This window comes from Streptomyces sp. NPDC045678, assembly GCF_056432085.1.
In genome coordinates this window covers 77,987-92,604 of sequence record NZ_JBWKJS010000004.1, presented here as the reverse complement: position 1 = coordinate 92,604, position 14,618 = coordinate 77,987, and the positions used below count along the sequence as shown (strand labels likewise).

Annotated in this window: 13 protein-coding genes; 4 read left to right on the top strand and 9 right to left on the bottom strand. The window is 70.3% G+C overall.

The features are described from left to right. Nucleotides 1-76: 76 nt before the first annotated feature. Nucleotides 77-1,429, bottom strand: a complete 1,353-nt coding sequence (locus AC07DO_RS15180) for a lysine N(6)-hydroxylase/L-ornithine N(5)-oxygenase family protein (RefSeq protein ID WP_479059858.1) — start codon at nucleotides 1,427-1,429, stop codon at nucleotides 77-79. Nucleotides 1,430-1,688: 259 nt separating this feature from the next. On the opposite strand from AC07DO_RS15180, the gene AC07DO_RS15175 reads away from it, so the two are divergent. Then, complete coding sequence (locus AC07DO_RS15175) at nucleotides 1,689-2,636, top strand: methionyl-tRNA formyltransferase (protein WP_479059856.1); 948 nt, start codon at nucleotides 1,689-1,691, stop codon at nucleotides 2,634-2,636. A 121-nt stretch (nucleotides 2,637-2,757) separates the two neighbouring features. Here the strand turns inward: AC07DO_RS15175 and AC07DO_RS15170 are convergent, their stop codons facing one another. Next, nucleotides 2,758-4,917, bottom strand: a complete 2,160-nt coding sequence (locus tag AC07DO_RS15170; RefSeq protein ID WP_479059854.1) for a RecQ family ATP-dependent DNA helicase — start codon at nucleotides 4,915-4,917, stop codon at nucleotides 2,758-2,760. 352 nt (nucleotides 4,918-5,269) lie between these two features. Between AC07DO_RS15170 and AC07DO_RS15165 the strand changes: the two genes are divergently transcribed. Then, nucleotides 5,270-5,941: a hypothetical protein gene (locus AC07DO_RS15165; protein WP_479059853.1), complete on the top strand. Its 672-nt coding sequence runs from the start codon at nucleotides 5,270-5,272 to the stop codon at nucleotides 5,939-5,941. Nucleotides 5,942-6,107: 166 nt separating this feature from the next. Here the strand turns inward: AC07DO_RS15165 and AC07DO_RS15160 are convergent, their stop codons facing one another. From AC07DO_RS15160 to AC07DO_RS15150, 3 genes are all read right to left on the bottom strand, one after another. Beyond that, entirely contained in the window at nucleotides 6,108-6,752 is a 645-nt protein-coding gene (locus AC07DO_RS15160; RefSeq protein ID WP_479059852.1) for a hypothetical protein, read from the bottom strand. A gap of 79 nt (nucleotides 6,753-6,831) precedes the next feature. Next, nucleotides 6,832-7,533, bottom strand: coding sequence for a ribonuclease HII (locus AC07DO_RS15155; RefSeq protein ID WP_479059851.1), 702 nt, complete (start codon nucleotides 7,531-7,533; stop codon nucleotides 6,832-6,834). 69 nt (nucleotides 7,534-7,602) lie between these two features. Then, entirely contained in the window at nucleotides 7,603-8,217 is a 615-nt protein-coding gene (locus AC07DO_RS15150) for a TetR/AcrR family transcriptional regulator (protein WP_479059850.1), read from the bottom strand. A 139-nt stretch (nucleotides 8,218-8,356) separates the two neighbouring features. Here AC07DO_RS15150 and AC07DO_RS15145 point away from each other — a divergent pair, with 139 nt between their 5' ends. After that, nucleotides 8,357-9,916, top strand: a complete 1,560-nt coding sequence (locus AC07DO_RS15145; RefSeq protein WP_479059849.1) for an MFS transporter — start codon at nucleotides 8,357-8,359, stop codon at nucleotides 9,914-9,916. Between the two features lie 10 nt (nucleotides 9,917-9,926). On the opposite strand, the gene AC07DO_RS15140 is transcribed toward AC07DO_RS15145, so the two are convergent. From AC07DO_RS15140 to abc-f, 4 genes are all read right to left on the bottom strand, one after another. Next, nucleotides 9,927-10,088, bottom strand: a complete 162-nt coding sequence (locus AC07DO_RS15140; protein ID WP_479059848.1) for a hypothetical protein — start codon at nucleotides 10,086-10,088, stop codon at nucleotides 9,927-9,929. Between the two features lie 229 nt (nucleotides 10,089-10,317). After that, nucleotides 10,318-11,226, bottom strand: a complete 909-nt coding sequence (locus tag AC07DO_RS15135) for an ADP-ribosylglycohydrolase family protein (protein WP_479059846.1) — start codon at nucleotides 11,224-11,226, stop codon at nucleotides 10,318-10,320. 176 nt (nucleotides 11,227-11,402) lie between these two features. Then, complete coding sequence (locus AC07DO_RS15130) at nucleotides 11,403-12,062, bottom strand: histidine phosphatase family protein (RefSeq protein ID WP_479059844.1); 660 nt, start codon at nucleotides 12,060-12,062, stop codon at nucleotides 11,403-11,405. 34 nt (nucleotides 12,063-12,096) lie between these two features. Next, entirely contained in the window at nucleotides 12,097-13,707 is a 1,611-nt protein-coding gene (abc-f, locus tag AC07DO_RS15125; protein WP_479059842.1) for a ribosomal protection-like ABC-F family protein, read from the bottom strand. A 135-nt stretch (nucleotides 13,708-13,842) separates the two neighbouring features. Here abc-f and AC07DO_RS15120 point away from each other — a divergent pair, with 135 nt between their 5' ends. Continuing rightward, nucleotides 13,843-14,580 (top strand): TetR/AcrR family transcriptional regulator, encoded by a 738-nt coding sequence (locus tag AC07DO_RS15120; RefSeq protein WP_479059840.1) that lies wholly within the window; start codon nucleotides 13,843-13,845, stop codon nucleotides 14,578-14,580. Nucleotides 14,581-14,618: the final 38 nt, after the last annotated feature.

The window sequence follows — 14,618 nt, the reverse complement described above, 5'->3', positions numbered from 1 at the left end:
TCGACGTACGTTATCCCTTTGATCCGTTGTCCTTTTGATCGGATCGTGCCGTACGGCGGGTGGTGAGACCTGCGTCCTAGCGCGCGGCGCTGCCCGTCTCGTCGGCGACCGGGCGGGCCTCGGCGGATGCGGCGCTCCGCTCGCGGACCGAGTCCAGGATCTCGCCGACCCGGATCGCGATGTTGGACAGCAGCGACGACGTGATGCCGTGCGTGTGCTCCGTACCGCCCTGGAGGTAGATGCCGCATCGCAGGTCGGCGTCGGTCGCGACGCGGTAGTCGCGCTCGACGCGGACGCGGCCCTCGTCGTCGCGGAGGCAGCGGTCGGCGACCTCGCCGAGGAGACCGACGGGGTCGGCGGGGCTGTAGCCGGTGGCGAAGACCACGACGTCGGCGTCGACGGGGTTCTCCTCGCCGGTGACGAGGGACTTCACGGTGGCGCGGACGCCGTCCGGGGTCTCCTTGACGCCGGTGAGGCGCGAGACGTTGAGGAAGCGGAGGCGCTCGGTGCCGAGGACCTTCTCCCGGTACGACTCCCGGTACAGGTCGTCGATCAGGTCGATGTCCACCACGGAGTAGTTGGTGTTGCCGTGGTAGTCCATCAGGCGGCGCTTGACGCCCTCGGGTGCCTCGAAGTACTCGTCGACGGCGTCGGGGTCGAAGATCCGGTTGGCGAAGGAGCTGTCGTCCGCGGGGCTGTAGCCGTAGCGCGAGAAGACGGCGCAGATCTCGGCCTCGGGGAAGCGGCGGTGCAGGTAGGCGACGTTCTCGGCGGCGCTCTGGCCGGCGCCCACGACGACGAAGCGGGACGGCGAAGTGCCCTCCAGGCCCTCGACCTTGGCCAGCAGCTCGGAGTTGTGCCAGACGCGGTCGCCGCGCTCCACGCCCTCCGGCATGAGGGGGCGCAGGCCGGTGCCTATGACGAGGTTGCGGGCGCGGTGGACGGCGAGGCCCTCCGCCGAGCGGACGGTGACGTCCAGGTACTCGACCGCTCCGTCCCGTACGAACGGCGTGACGCCGACGACCTCGTGGCCGTAGGAGACCTGGTCGTCGACCTTGGCCGCGGCCCACTCCAGGTAGTCGTGGAACTCCACCCGCAGCGGGAAGAGGTTCTTGTGGTTGATGAAGTCGGTCAGGCGGCCCTTGCTCTTCAGGTAGCAGAGGAAGCTGAACTCGCTGGTGGGGTTCCGCTGTGTCACCAGGTCCTTGAGGAAGGACACCTGCATGGTCGCGTCGTCAATCAGCATGCCGCGGTGCCAGCCGAAGCTCGGCTGCTGCTCGAAGAAGTGAGCGGTGACCGTCTCCTCCCTGCCGACGCTCGCGTTGTGCTCGCTGAGCGCGATCGCCATCGCCACGTTGGACGGGCCGAAGCCGATGCCAATGAGGTCGTGGACCAGTGGTGCGTCGTCGCCAGGAAGAACCTGTGACATGTCACTCCCATCGTGCGGGGAAGCCGCCTGTCAGGCGTGGGGGAAGGTACGACAAGTGGGCACGTCGACGGGCGGCCCACTCGAACTTAGGTGAGCCTAAGCTAATCCGCGACGACTGTCGACCGGGCGAAACGGACATTGGGGCATATCGGGCGGGCAGCCACCCCGTCAACTGGGGTGCCGAGCAGACGCGTTGCACAGTAAGGTAAGCCTTGCTTTACTTATCGTCAGTTATTCCCTGCCCTGAGGAGGAACCCCCATGCGGGTCGTCATGTTCGGTTACCAGACCTGGGGGCACCGCACCCTGCAAGCCCTCCTGGACTCCGAGCACGACGTGGTGCTGGTGGTGACCCACCCCAAGAGCGAGCACGCGTACGAGAAGATCTGGAGCGACTCGGTCGCCGACCTCGCCGAGGAGCACGGCGTTCCGGTCCTGATCCGCAACCGCCCCGACGACGACGAGCTGTTCGAGCGCCTCAAGGAGGCGGACGCGGACATCATCGTCGCCAACAACTGGCGCACCTGGATCCCCCCGCGCATCTTCGGCCTCCCGCGCCACGGCACGCTGAACGTCCACGACTCGCTGCTGCCGAAGTACGCCGGCTTCTCCCCGATCATCTGGGCGATGATCAACGGTGAGTCCGAAGTGGGCGTCACCGCGCACATGATGGACGACGAGCTCGACGCCGGCGACATCGTCCGGCAGGAGGCGGTCGCGGTCGGCCCCAAGGACACCGCCACCGACCTCTTCCACAAGACCGTCGACCTCATCGCCCCGGTCACCATCGGCGCGCTCGACCTCATCGACGGCGGGCAGACGGAGTTCACCAAGCAGGACCGCTCCCGGGCGAGCTTCTTCCACAAGCGATCCGCCGAGGACATCCGCATCGACTGGAACTGGCCCGCCGAGGACCTGGAGCGCCTGGTGCGCGCTCAGTCCGCGCCGTACCCGAGCGCCTACGCCTTCCACAAGGGCAAGCGCATCGAGATCGTCTCCGCGGTGGTGTCCGAGAACCGCTACGGCGGTACGCCGGGCCGCATCTTCTACCGCGAGGGCGAGGGCGTGGTGATCGTCGCCGGAGCCGACGCGCGCTTCGGCCGCAACCACGGTCTGGCCATCACGCGCGTACGGACCGAGGACGGCCAGGAGCTGCCCGCGACGGAGTACTTCACCTCCATGGGCGGGTACCTGACGAGCCGTCCGTGAACTGAGGACTGCCGAGCCGTCCGCGAGCTGAGGACTCAGGCCCCGTGCCGGCCCTTCCTCCTGGCCTCAGGTCCCGCGCCGCCCCCCTCCTGGCGCGGGACCTGGACCCGGCCGGCAGGCTCTAGCCCGCCGCCGCGAGCACCAGAGGTAGCACCTCCCCGCCGCCCGCCCTCCGCAGGAGACGCGCGGCGACGGCGAGGGTCCAGCCCGAGTCGGTGCAGTCGTCGACGAGCAGGACCGGCCCCGGCGAGGCGGCCAGCGCGGTAGCCAGCTCCTCCGGGACGGTGAACGCGTCCGACAACGCCCGCAGCCGCTGGGCGGAGTTGCTCCGGCGCGCCGCGTGCGCGCCGCCCGGCCCGGCGTACGCCAGCGTCCCCAGGAAGGGAAGGCGGCCGACGGTCGCGATCCCCTGCGCGAGCGAGCCGACGAGCTGCGGACGGGAGATCGACGGCACGGCCACGACGCCCACCGGCCGGGCCGCGGCGTCCGCGGCGCCGGTCGCCCATCCCCCCGGAGAGCGCGCCCAGTCGGCGAGGACGGCGACCGCGGCCTTGAGCACGTCGTCGGGGACCGGCCCGTCCGGCGCGTTCTCGGCCAGCAACGGACGCAGCCGGTTGCCCCAGCCGATGTCCGAGAGGCGGCCGAGGGCCCGCCCGGTGGAGCACTGCTCCTTGGCCGGAATGCGTCCCTTGAGTTCGACACCCAGCGCGGCCATGCCCGTCGGCCACATCCTGCGCGGCTCGACCTCGACGCCGGGACGGTCCAGCTCCTTCGCCGCGCCCGACAGCGCGTCCTCGGAGACGGACGCGTCGGTCCAGGCGCCCGCGCAGTTGTCACACCTGCCGCACGGAGCCGCACCCTCGTCGTCCAGCTGCCGACGCAGGAACTCCATGCGGCACAGATCCGTACTCACGTAGTCACGCATGGCCTGCTGCTCGGCCTGCCGCTGCCTGGCCACCCACGCGTACCGCTCGGCGTCGTAGACCCACGGCTCGCCGGTGGAGATCCAGCCGCCCTTGACCCGCTTGACCGCCCCGTCCACGTCGAGGACCTTCAGCATCGTCTCCAGACGGGTGCGGCGGAGCTCCACCACGGCCTCCAGGGCCGGCACGGACAGCGGCCGCCCCGCGTCGGCGAGCGCGGAGAGGGTCTGGCGGACCTGCGCCTCGGGCGGGAACGCCGTATCGGCGAAGTAGCGCCAGATGGCCTCGTCCTCCTTGCCCGGCAGCAGCAACACGTCGGCGTGCTCGACGCCTCGTCCCGCACGGCCCACCTGCTGGTAGTAGGCGATCGGTGAGGACGGCGAACCGAGGTGCACCACGAAACCCAGGTCCGGCTTGTCGAAGCCCATGCCCAGCGCCGAGGTGGCGACCAGCGCCTTGACCCGGTTCTCCTGGAGGTCGGTCTCGGCCTGCAAGCGGTCGGCGTTCTCCGTACGTCCCGTGTACGACGCCACCTTGAAGCCGCGCTGCCGCAGGAAGGCGGTGGCCTCCTCGGCGGCGGCGACGGTCAGTGCGTAGATGATCCCGGAGCCCTGCAGTCCGTCCAGGTGCTCGGCGAGCCAGGCGAGCCGGTGGGCGGCGTCCGGCAGCTGGACGACGCCGAGGCGCAGGCTCTCGCGCTCCAGTGCGCCGCGCAGCACCAGGGCCTCGCCCGCGCCGGTGCCCAACTGTTCGGCCACGTCCGCCGTCACGCGCGCGTTGGCCGTCGCGGTCGTGGCCAGTACGGGCACGCCGGCCGAGAGCTCGGCCAGCATCGCGCGCAGCCTTCGGTAGTCGGGCCGGAAGTCGTGGCCCCAGTCGGAGATGCAGTGCGCCTCGTCGACCACCAGCAGACCCGTGGTGGCCGCGAGCTTGGGCAGCACCTGGTCGCGGAAGTCCACCGAGTTGAGGCGTTCCGGGCTGACGAGGAGGACGTCGGTCTCGCCGCGCTCGACCTCTCCGTAGATCGTCTCCCACTCCTCGGGGTTGGCCGAGTTGATGGTGCGCGCCTGGATGCCGGCGCGCGCCGCGGACTCGACCTGGTTGCGCATCAGGGCGAGGAGCGGGGAGATGATCACGGTGGGGCCCGCGCCGCGGCGGCGCAGCAGGGCCGTGGCCACGAAGTACACCGCCGACTTGCCCCAGCCGGTGCGCTGCACCACCAGGGCGCGCCGCCGCTCCTGCACCAGCGCCGCGACCGCCTGCCACTGGTCCTCGCGCAGCCGGGCCGAACCCCCGGGGTCGCCGACGAGCTCGGCGAGGATGGCGTCGGCTTCGGTGCGGAGCTCCAGGGTGTCCATGTCTCCATGCAACCCGATGCCACTGACAATCGCCGAATCCGCCACGGCCCCACGGGGCGCGGAGGACTCGGAGGACGCCGAGGACCCGGCGGACTCCAGAGCCCCGGAGGACTCGGACGGCTCGGAGGACTCGGAGGATGGAGGACTCGGACGCGGATGATCTGGGCAGGGATAGAGGCAGCGCACCGACCGATAGCGGCATCCCGTGCCGATTGTTCATTGCCCCCGGCGATCGCGGCGGGAACAATTGGAAGCGCTCCCGTGCGGCCACGTGGTCCGGTAGGGCTGTGCCGCGGTGCGCTCCCCCAGCCCGACCCCGCCCTCGTACGGGCGCGTAGCCGAAGGGAGGACCGTGACCTTCGGATTCGTCTCGTCCGGCGCGGCATCCACGCCGGGCTCATCGGCATCGACCTCGACCTCGGCCTCGACTTCGGCCGAGTTCTCCCCGGACTCCGCCGACTCCGCCCACCGACTGGCGCGGATGCTGGAACCCGCCGAGTGGTCGGCGGCGGGGATTCCTCTGCTGCGCAACCCGCGCGAGGTCGTCAGCGGTCTGCACGCGCGCCATCTGCCGGCCCCGGCGACGGCGGTAGTGGCCGTGCTCGATCCCGACGAACGCCTGCGGGCGAGCGCCTCGTTCAGCAGGCGCGCGACGGCGACGGACGGGTGGGTCTTCCGCAACGCGCTGCTCGCGCAGTTGCGCCGGGTCATCCCGCACGACCTGCGCCGCCGCACTCCGGTACGCACCGCCGTACTGCTCTACTGCCGTGAAGGGGACGCCCGTTGGACCCAGGAGGACGGGGCCTGGATGTGGGGCCTGCGCGATGCCTGCACGCTGCACGGACTGCGCTGCGGCGCGTACATCACGCTGACGTCCGACGGCTGGCAGGTGCTCGGCGAGGGACGCGGCGGCCGACAGCCGAGCCTCGGCTCACGGCCCGAGCCCTTCACCGGCACCGATCCGCCGGCGATACGCACCGGAGGGGCCGCCTCCGATGTGCTGCGCCGCGCGGCGGCACGCTGACGCACGGCCCGTTGGCCACACCCGGTACCGCGCGCCACGGCACACGTCGGCTGTGACACCGCGCTTCCGCGCGGTCGGTGCCTGACGGCACCACCGCGCGGTCGACTACGACTCCACGCCCGTTACGACCCCGCGTCGGCCATGACGTCGGCCGACGAACGTCGTCTCAGACACCCGCGCCCAGCATCGAGTTGATCCGCTGCGGGTCGCCGCAGACGATCAACAGGGTGCCGGCTCGGGTGAGAGCCGTCGGCAGGGCCGCTGCCGCGGTCTCTTCGCTGCCTCCGTTGAGGGCGACGACGACCACGGGCCGGGACGCGGCACGATCCAGGGCGGTGGCGTCGGCGTAGAAGACGTCGTCGCCCGCGTCGTGCTGGGCCCAGTAGGAGGCCTCACCGAAGGACAGCTCGTGCGCGGCCCACGGGTGCGGGTCACCGGTGCTGATCACCAGGACCTCGCCGGGGGCACGCCCGGAGTCGAGAAGAAGGTCGACCGCTTCCTCGGCCGCGTCCAGCGCGCCCTCGGCCGAGGCCGGGATCAGCTGGATCTGCGGCACCGATGCCGAGGCACCGGAAGCGGCGGGACCGGGGGCAGCCGGAGCGGCGGGCCCGGGCTTGGCGGCCGCGTCACGCGGCGTGCGCTGCGCGGGCGGCATCGGCCGGGCAGGACCCGGACGGCCGGGGCGCGGCGGTGCCGCGGGACGCGGTCCGGGTACGGGGCGGGGGGTCGGCGCGGTACGGCCGCTGGCCGGCGTGGCGCGGGGACCCTGGGCACTCTCGTGAATCTGAGGCTCCTCGGGAATGAGAGGCATGAAGTGTTGTCTATCAAACGCCGATGCGACTCGCGTCGGCGGGTGGCACATGAGTGCGACGGGAAGGCCCGGAAAAGCGTCAGAACTCAAAGCCGAGCTGACCCTCATTTTCCGGAACATTTCCGTCCGCCCAGCTGCGGGCCTTCTTGAGGTGCCGCCACTGGGGCAACGCATCAAGATACGCCCACGTGAGCCGGTGGTACGGGGTGGGCCCCCGCTCCGCCAGCGCGGCCTTGTGCACCGGCGACGGATAGCCGGCGTTGGCCGCAAAACCGAAGTCTGCATGTTCGATGCCCAGTTCGGCCATCATTTTGTCGCGCTGAACTTTCGCGATCACCGAAGCCGCGGCGACGGCCACACAGGATTGGTCGCCCTTGATCACCGTACGAACCCGCCAGGGATTGCCGAGGTAGTCGTGCTTCCCGTCGAGGATGACCGCGTCCGGACGGACCGGCAGCCCCTCCAGAGCACGCACCGCGGCGAGCCGCAGCGCGGCCGTCATCCCCATGTCGTCGATCTCCTCGTGCGAGGCGTGACCGAGGGCGTGCGCCGTGACCCAGCCCGCCAGCTCCTCGGCGAGCGCGGTGCGCCGCTTGGGAGTGATCAGCTTGGAGTCGGTGAGCCCTTCCGGCGGCCTGCGCAGGCCCGTGACCGCCGCACAGACGGTGACCGGTCCCGCCCACGCGCCGCGCCCGACCTCGTCGACACCGGCGACGATCTTCGCTCCGGTGGTGGCGCGCAAGGAGCGCTCGACGGTGTGGGTGGGTGGTTCGTACGGCATGGCGGCAATAGCCTACGCCGCCCGGGCCCGCCCGCGACACCCAGCCCCGCACCTCGGGCGCCCGGCCCCTCAGGGGCGCAGCATGGGAACCATCACCTGATCGATCAAGGCCTCGAATTCCTCGTCACGCCATTCGCTTCCGCACACCTTCGAGCGGTACATGAGCATCGCCGGAATGACATCACAGACGTACGCGTCCACTCCCCCGGAACGCACCTCTCCACGCTCAATTCCTCGACGCACGACCGCCTTGATCAATTGGACGCTCGGCTCGATCACGCCCTGGAAGATCACGTCATGGAAACGCTCAGCCGTTGTCGTGTCGCATTCGTGAAGCACCGCGCGCAGGGCGGAGCCGGTGCGCGAGAACATCGAGACCCGCATCTCCTTGCACAGCTGCAACAGGTCTTCACGAACACTGCCGCAGTCCGGAGGGCTGTCGAGCCGGGGCAGCCCGGCCCGCAGCGCGTCGACGACGAGGTCCTCCTTGGAGGGCCACCGGCGGTACACCGCGGCCTTGCCCGTCTGCGCGCCCGCGGCCACGCCCTCCATCGTCAGCCCGCTCCAGCCGACCGTACTGAGCTGCTCCAGGGCGGCGTCGAGGATCGCCCGCTCCAGGACGGGCCCCCGGCGGCGCGGTACCGCCGTCCGTGCGGGAGCCGCGGACCAACGAGAAGTAGCCATCAATTTCTCTCCATGGAGCACACAAGGAAGGCAGAGAACGGAAGAAGGATCAGTGAACGGTTGCGTTCACTCAAGGGGTGTCACTACCTTCGTGATTGACAGTGAACGGAAGCGTTCACTAAGGAACTTGTGGGGGATCATGACGACCACCTCTCAGCTGACGAAGGATCAAAAGCCCGGTACCGCCCGCCGAGAGGGGCACCCCGGCTTAGCTCTCACTGTCATCGCGGCCTGCCAACTCATGGTGGTACTGGACGCCACGATTGTGAACATCGCGCTCCCCCACATCCAGGGAGCCCTCAACTTCTCGACGACCGACCTCACTTGGGTCGTCAGCGCGTACACCCTCACCTTCGGTGGACTGCTGCTCCTCGGCGGTCGCGCCGGTGACATCCTGGGACGCCGCCGTGTCTTCATGGCCGGCATCCTCCTCTTCACGTTCGCCTCGCTCCTCGGCGGATTCGCCCAGGAGCCCTGGCAGTTGCTCGCCGCGCGCGCCCTGCAGGGCGTCGGTGGTGCCATCGCCTCGCCCACCTCGCTCGCGCTGATCACGACGACCTTCCCCGAGGGCCCCGAACGGAACCGCGCCTTCGGCGTCTTCGCCGCCGTCTCCGCAGGTGGCGGCGCCATCGGCCTGCTGGCGGGCGGCATGCTGACCGAGTGGCTGAACTGGCGCTGGGTCCTGTTCGTGAACGTGCCCATAGGCATCCTGATCGCCGTCCTCACCCCGCTCTACATCAATGAATCCAAACGCCACCCCGGCCGTTTCGACATCCTGGGCGCCCTGACGTCGACGCTCGGCATGGCCTCCCTGGTCTACGGGTTCATCCGCGCCGCCGAAGAGGGCTGGCGCGACAGCATCACCGTGGGTTCCTTCGCCGCCGCGGTCGTCCTGCTCGCGGCCTTCGTGTTCGTCGAGAAGCGGGCGAAGGAGCCGATCACGCCCCTCCGCATGTTCGCCGACCGCAACCGCTCCGGCACCTATGTGATCATGCTCAGCCTGGCCGCCGCGATGTTCGGCATGTTCTTCTTCATCGTCCTCTTCGTCCAGAACATCCTGAACTACAGCCCGATCGAAGCCGGCCTGGCCTTCCTGCCGGTCACAGTGGTCATCGCGCTCGGCGCGACCCTGTCGCAGAAGTTCCTCCCCGTGCTCGGTCCCAAGCCGTTCATGGTGACCGGCTCGGCCATCGTCGCCGTCGGCCTCGGCTGGCAGGCATTGATCGGCCCCGACAGCTCGTACGTCGGCGGCGTACTCGGCCCGATGCTCCTCTTCGGCTTCGGCATGGGCCTGAACTTCGTGACCCTGACCCTGACCGCCGTCTCCGGAGTGGCCATCCACGAGGCGGGCGCGGCATCCGGCCTCCTCAACGCCACCCAGCAGGTCGGTGGCTCGCTCGGCCTCTCCATCCTCACCACGGTCTTCGGCACGGCGAGCCGGAACGAAGGCAGGGACCAGGTGGCCGACTTCATGGTCCACGCCTCCCCCGAGCAGAAGGCCGAGTTCGCCAAGACCCACGAGCTCCCGGCCCCCTGGAGCCACGAGATCCTGGCAGAGGGCATCTCCACCGCCTTCATCCCGGCCGCGGCGATGGCTGTCGTGGCCCTGATCACCGCGGTACTGGTGATCCGCGTACGCAAGAGCGACCTCGACGCTCTCGCAGGCACAGCCAGCGCGGCAGGCCCGGCAGCCGGCTGACGGACAACGCTCAGCGGGCGCGGGGCGGTGCGGGCGCCGGATGGCGGGGCGGGCGCGGGGCGGTGCGGGTGCCGGAGGGCGGGGCGGATGCGGGGCGGACGCGGGCGCCGGACGGCGTGGCGGATGCGGGGCGGGCGCGGGCGCCGGACGGCGTGGCGAACTGGGACGCCACGCTGGGCGGCACCTGCACCACTCGCGGCGCGGATGGTCGGCGTCTGCGCCACTCACGGCGCGATGGGTCGACACCTGCACCACTCACGGCGCGAGTGGCGTGAGGGGCGTGAGCACCGGAGGCCGCCGTGGTCCAACGGCGGCCACAGGGCACGGTGTGTGGGCCACGAGCCGCAGCCGGTCCTGCGCGCGGCGCACCGTCTGCCGTGGGATACGTGCCGAGCGGAGGGTCAGACCGTCCCGGCGAGAACCCAGTCCGGCAGCGCCTCCGTCCGCTCCAGCCACTCCTCGGGCGGCGCGCCGCCCTCACCGGAGGCGACGACACCACCGACGATGGCGCACGTCGTGTCCATGTCCCCGCCGACCCGGGCCGTGTCCCAGATCGCCCGCTCGTACGCCCCGAGCCGACGAGCGGCCGACCACAGCGCGAACGGCACCGTGTCGTGCGCCGTCGTCCGCCGGCCGCACCCCAGGACCGCCGCGACCGTCCCGGCATCGCCGTAGTCGAGCATGTCCCGCGCCCTGCGCAGCCCCGCCCCCACCGCACTGCGCGGCACCAGGTCGATGACGCCGTCGAGCAGTTCCTTCGGCGCGGGCGGTCCCTCGGGAGCGGCCGCCAGCGCCGCGGCCGCGGCTACCGCCATGGCTCCGACGACGGCCTCACGGTGCTGATGCGTGGGATACGCCGAGATCTCCGCCTGGTGTGTCGCCTGCTCCGGGTCGTCCGCGTACCAGGCGCCGAGCGGGGCGATCCGCATGGCCGCACCATTCCCCCATGACCCCTGCCCCTTGAAGAGCGCGGAGGCCAGCTCCCGCCAGTCCTCGCCTTCGCGGACCTGCCGCAGCAGCCTGTTCACGGCGGGGCCGTAGCCACGGTCGAAGTCATGGTGCTCGGCGAACGACAGGGCGAGGGCATCCTGATCGATTCGTCGGTGCTTGGTAAGGATGGCCAGTACCGAGCAGGCCATCTCCGTGTCGTCGGTCCACTGCCAGGGCGCGTCGGGCAGCTCCCGACGCTTGAGCAGGGGGTAATGCGCGGGGACGAAAAACTGTGAGCCCAGCGCGTCCCCCACCGCCAGTCCGCGCAGGCTGGCCAGAGCGCGCTCGAGGCGCCGGTCGGGAGAGGAATCTGCGGTCATCGCCCTGCCACTCTAATTCGTTGCCAACGGATCCAGCACCACTCAATCGCTTCCTCCGACCCTGCCGGAACCGCCGCCCGGTGATATCCCCGTCACAGCCCCGGAATCACAGGCTCCGGACTCACAGCTCCGGACCGGGACGGCATCCACCCCTCTCCGATATTGCCTAACCCGGCCTACCCAGTGACGCCGTACGACTCAGGCTCACGCCAGCGTTCGAACGGCCGGTCCAGCGTGTACTTGCCGTCGTCGCCGAGCACCAGCACCCTCATCGCCCCGTTGCCCGGGTTGGACAGCGACTCGAACTCGGCCACCGACCAGTGGAACCAGCGCATGCAGAACAACCGCATGGTGAGTCCGTGCGTGACCAGCAGGACGTTCGGCGGATGGTCCGGCGCTTCGAAGCTCCGGTAGAGGCTTTCCAGGAAGGCCCCCACCCTGTCGTAGACATCGGCCCCCGACTCTCCTTGTGCGAATCGGTAGAAGAAGTGCCCGTACGCGTCGCGGTACGCCTTCTGCAGCCGCACATCGTCCCTGTCCTGCCAGTTGCCCCAGTCCTGCTCCCGCAGCCTCGGCTCCTCCCGTACCCGCACCAGTTCCGGATCGAGCCGGAACGCCTGGAACGTTTCATGGGTGCGGCGGTACGGCGACACGTACACGCTCACGCGCTCGCGACCGAGCAGTTCGCGCAGGTGTTTCCCCGTGTCCTCCGCCTGCGACCACCCCGTTTCGGTGAGCTCGAGGGCGTGATCGGGTTCGCGCTCGTACACGGTGTCGTCGGCGTTGCCTGCCGACTCGCCGTGCCTGACCAGGATGATGCGCCGCGGGCGTGCCATAGGGAAACCCTAGATCGGGTCCCTGGTGGGCTGCTCAGTCGGGTAGCCGCCCGGACTCCATCCGGCGTATGCGACCTGTGAAGCGCCGTCGGAGCAATCGGTCGTGCGAGACGACGACCAGCGCTCCCGTCCACTGCTCCAGGGCTGCCTCCAGTTCTTCGACCAGGCCCAGTGCCAGGTGGTTCGCCGGCTCGTCCAGCAACAGCAGGTCGGCGGGTCGGGCGAGCAGACGCGCGAGGGCCAGTCTCCGCCGCTGCCCCGCGGACAGGGAGCCAACCGGGACGTGCAGGTCGCGCGGCCTGAACAGGCCGTATGAGAGGAGCAGCTCCCTCTGCTCGTCGTCGGCCAGCCCGAGGCCTTTCCCGAAAGCTTCGAGGACGCGCTCGGTCGGGCGCCGTACCGGTATCTCCTGGGCGAGGTAGCCGATGCGTCCTCTGCGGACGACAGTGCCCGCGTCGGGTTGGAGCACTCCCGCCATGGTGCGCAGCAGAGTGGACTTGCCGGCGCCGTTGCCTCCGTGGATCAGCAGTCGCTCGCCCGCCGAGACGGTGAGCGACCTCACGGCGAGCCGTTCTGCCACCTTCACGTCCCGCAGACTCACCAGCTCACCCTGGGTCGCGCCTGTCATGGGGCGTGCCGTGAACCTGAGCGGTTCGGGCGGCCGCTCGACCGGCTGGTCCCGCAGCCTTCGGAGCCGTTCCTGAGCGTTCCTGACGCGCCCCGCGACCGAGGCCTGGACCCGCCCCCCGGCACGGTCGTACGCCATTTTGTTGTTGTCCTTCATGCCCCGACCACCGGCGACCGCGTGGGCCGTGGTCGCCATGAACTCCTGGAGGCGGCTCGTCTCCTCACACCATTCCGCGTACTGCTGCTCCCAGCGCAACCGGGCGGCCGCCCGCTCCGCGACCAGTCCCTGGTAGCCACCGCCATGCCGAACCACTGACCGACGGTCGGCGTCCACTTCGAGGATCGCGGTGGTCACGCGCTCCAGGAACATACGGTCATGGGAGACCGCGACGACCGTCCCGCGATGCACCGAGAGGGCGCTCTCCAGCCAGTCCAGTGCACTCTCGTCGAGGTGATTGGTCGGTTCGTCCAGGAACATGACCTCGGGGGCGGCCGCTATGAGGCAGGCGAGGCCGAGCCGGGCCTGTTCACCGCCGGACAGGCTGCCCAGCACCCTGTCCCGGCTGATGTGGCCGAGCCCCAGGCCGTGCATCGCCTTGTCCACGCGCGCGTCCGCCTCATAGCCACCGCGCAACTCGAAGGCGGTGAGCAGATCCCCGTATTCGCCCAGGTCACGCTCGCTCGCGGAACCGAGCTCCGCTTCGAGTGCCCGCAACCGGCGCTCCATTGCCCGGAGTTCAGCCAGAGCGGCGTCGATGGCGTCGCCGACGTGCCGGTCCGGCGGGAGCTGGGGAGTCTGCGCGAGCAAGCCGGCCCCTCGTTCGGCGACGGTGACCACCTCACCCTCGTCGGGCCGCAGGTCACCGGACATCAGGTGCAGCAGCGTGGACTTGCCCGCACCGTTCTCCCCTACAACGCCTATACGGTCACCCGGCCTGATCGCGAGAGACACCGCGTCGAGGATCAGCCGATCCCCACGGCTCTTGGTCACACCGCGCAGAGAAATCTGAGTAGGCACAGGAACCCCCGGTTTCCATCCACTCAAGCAAACGCAACGTCTGTCGCATTACGATGAGTGTGACAGACTGGCACACCTAATGCAACCCGAGTAGCAATTAACATCCTGGCGGGACGGCGAGGAAGGGGCGGGTCGATGAAGGAAAAAGCTGTTGCTGCCGGTCAGAGCGGTGGCGCACCGGGCACGGAAGGCCGCGACCCGAACGGGCGGAAGCGGACCGCAGCAGCCGAGTCGACCGGACCGGGGCCCGTTCCGCCCGCTTCGTCGTCCTCGGCGGCCCCGGGCACCCGTCGCCCCGGCGGCCGCACGGCCCGGACCCGCGCAGCCGTCCGCGACGCCGTATTGAGCGGCCTGGCCGACCACGGGTATCCCGGGCTCACCGTCGAATACGTCGCCGATCACTCGGGAGTCCACAAGACCACGCTGTACCGCCGCTGGGGCGGCCTCGAAGGCATGGTCGCCGACGCCCTGGAAATGGCGGGCGAGGACACGTGGACTCCGCCGGACACCGGCAGCCTCGAGGGCGATCTCCGGGAACTCGCCCGCGAAGTGGTCGAGTCCTTCTCCGACGACGCGTCTGCGGCGGCCCCCACCGCTTTCGTCGCGGCGGCCTTCCAGTCGGCGCGGGCGGCCGACGCCCTCCACGCTTTCTACGCCGAGCGCTTCGGACGCTGCGAGGCGGTCGTCGAGCGTGCCGTGGAACGCGGCGAGGCATCCCCGGACACCGACGCGGCAGCGCTCGTCCGTGCCGTATCCGCGCCCCTGCTGCTCCGCGTCTTCATCACGCGGGAACCGGTCGACGCGGCACTCGCGGACCAGGCGGCGGCAGCGGCCATCGCCGCCACCCGCGAGGGTGCGTTCGCTCGGCGCTGAGGTCGGGGGCGGCACGGGCCGAGACGAGCCGGACCGAC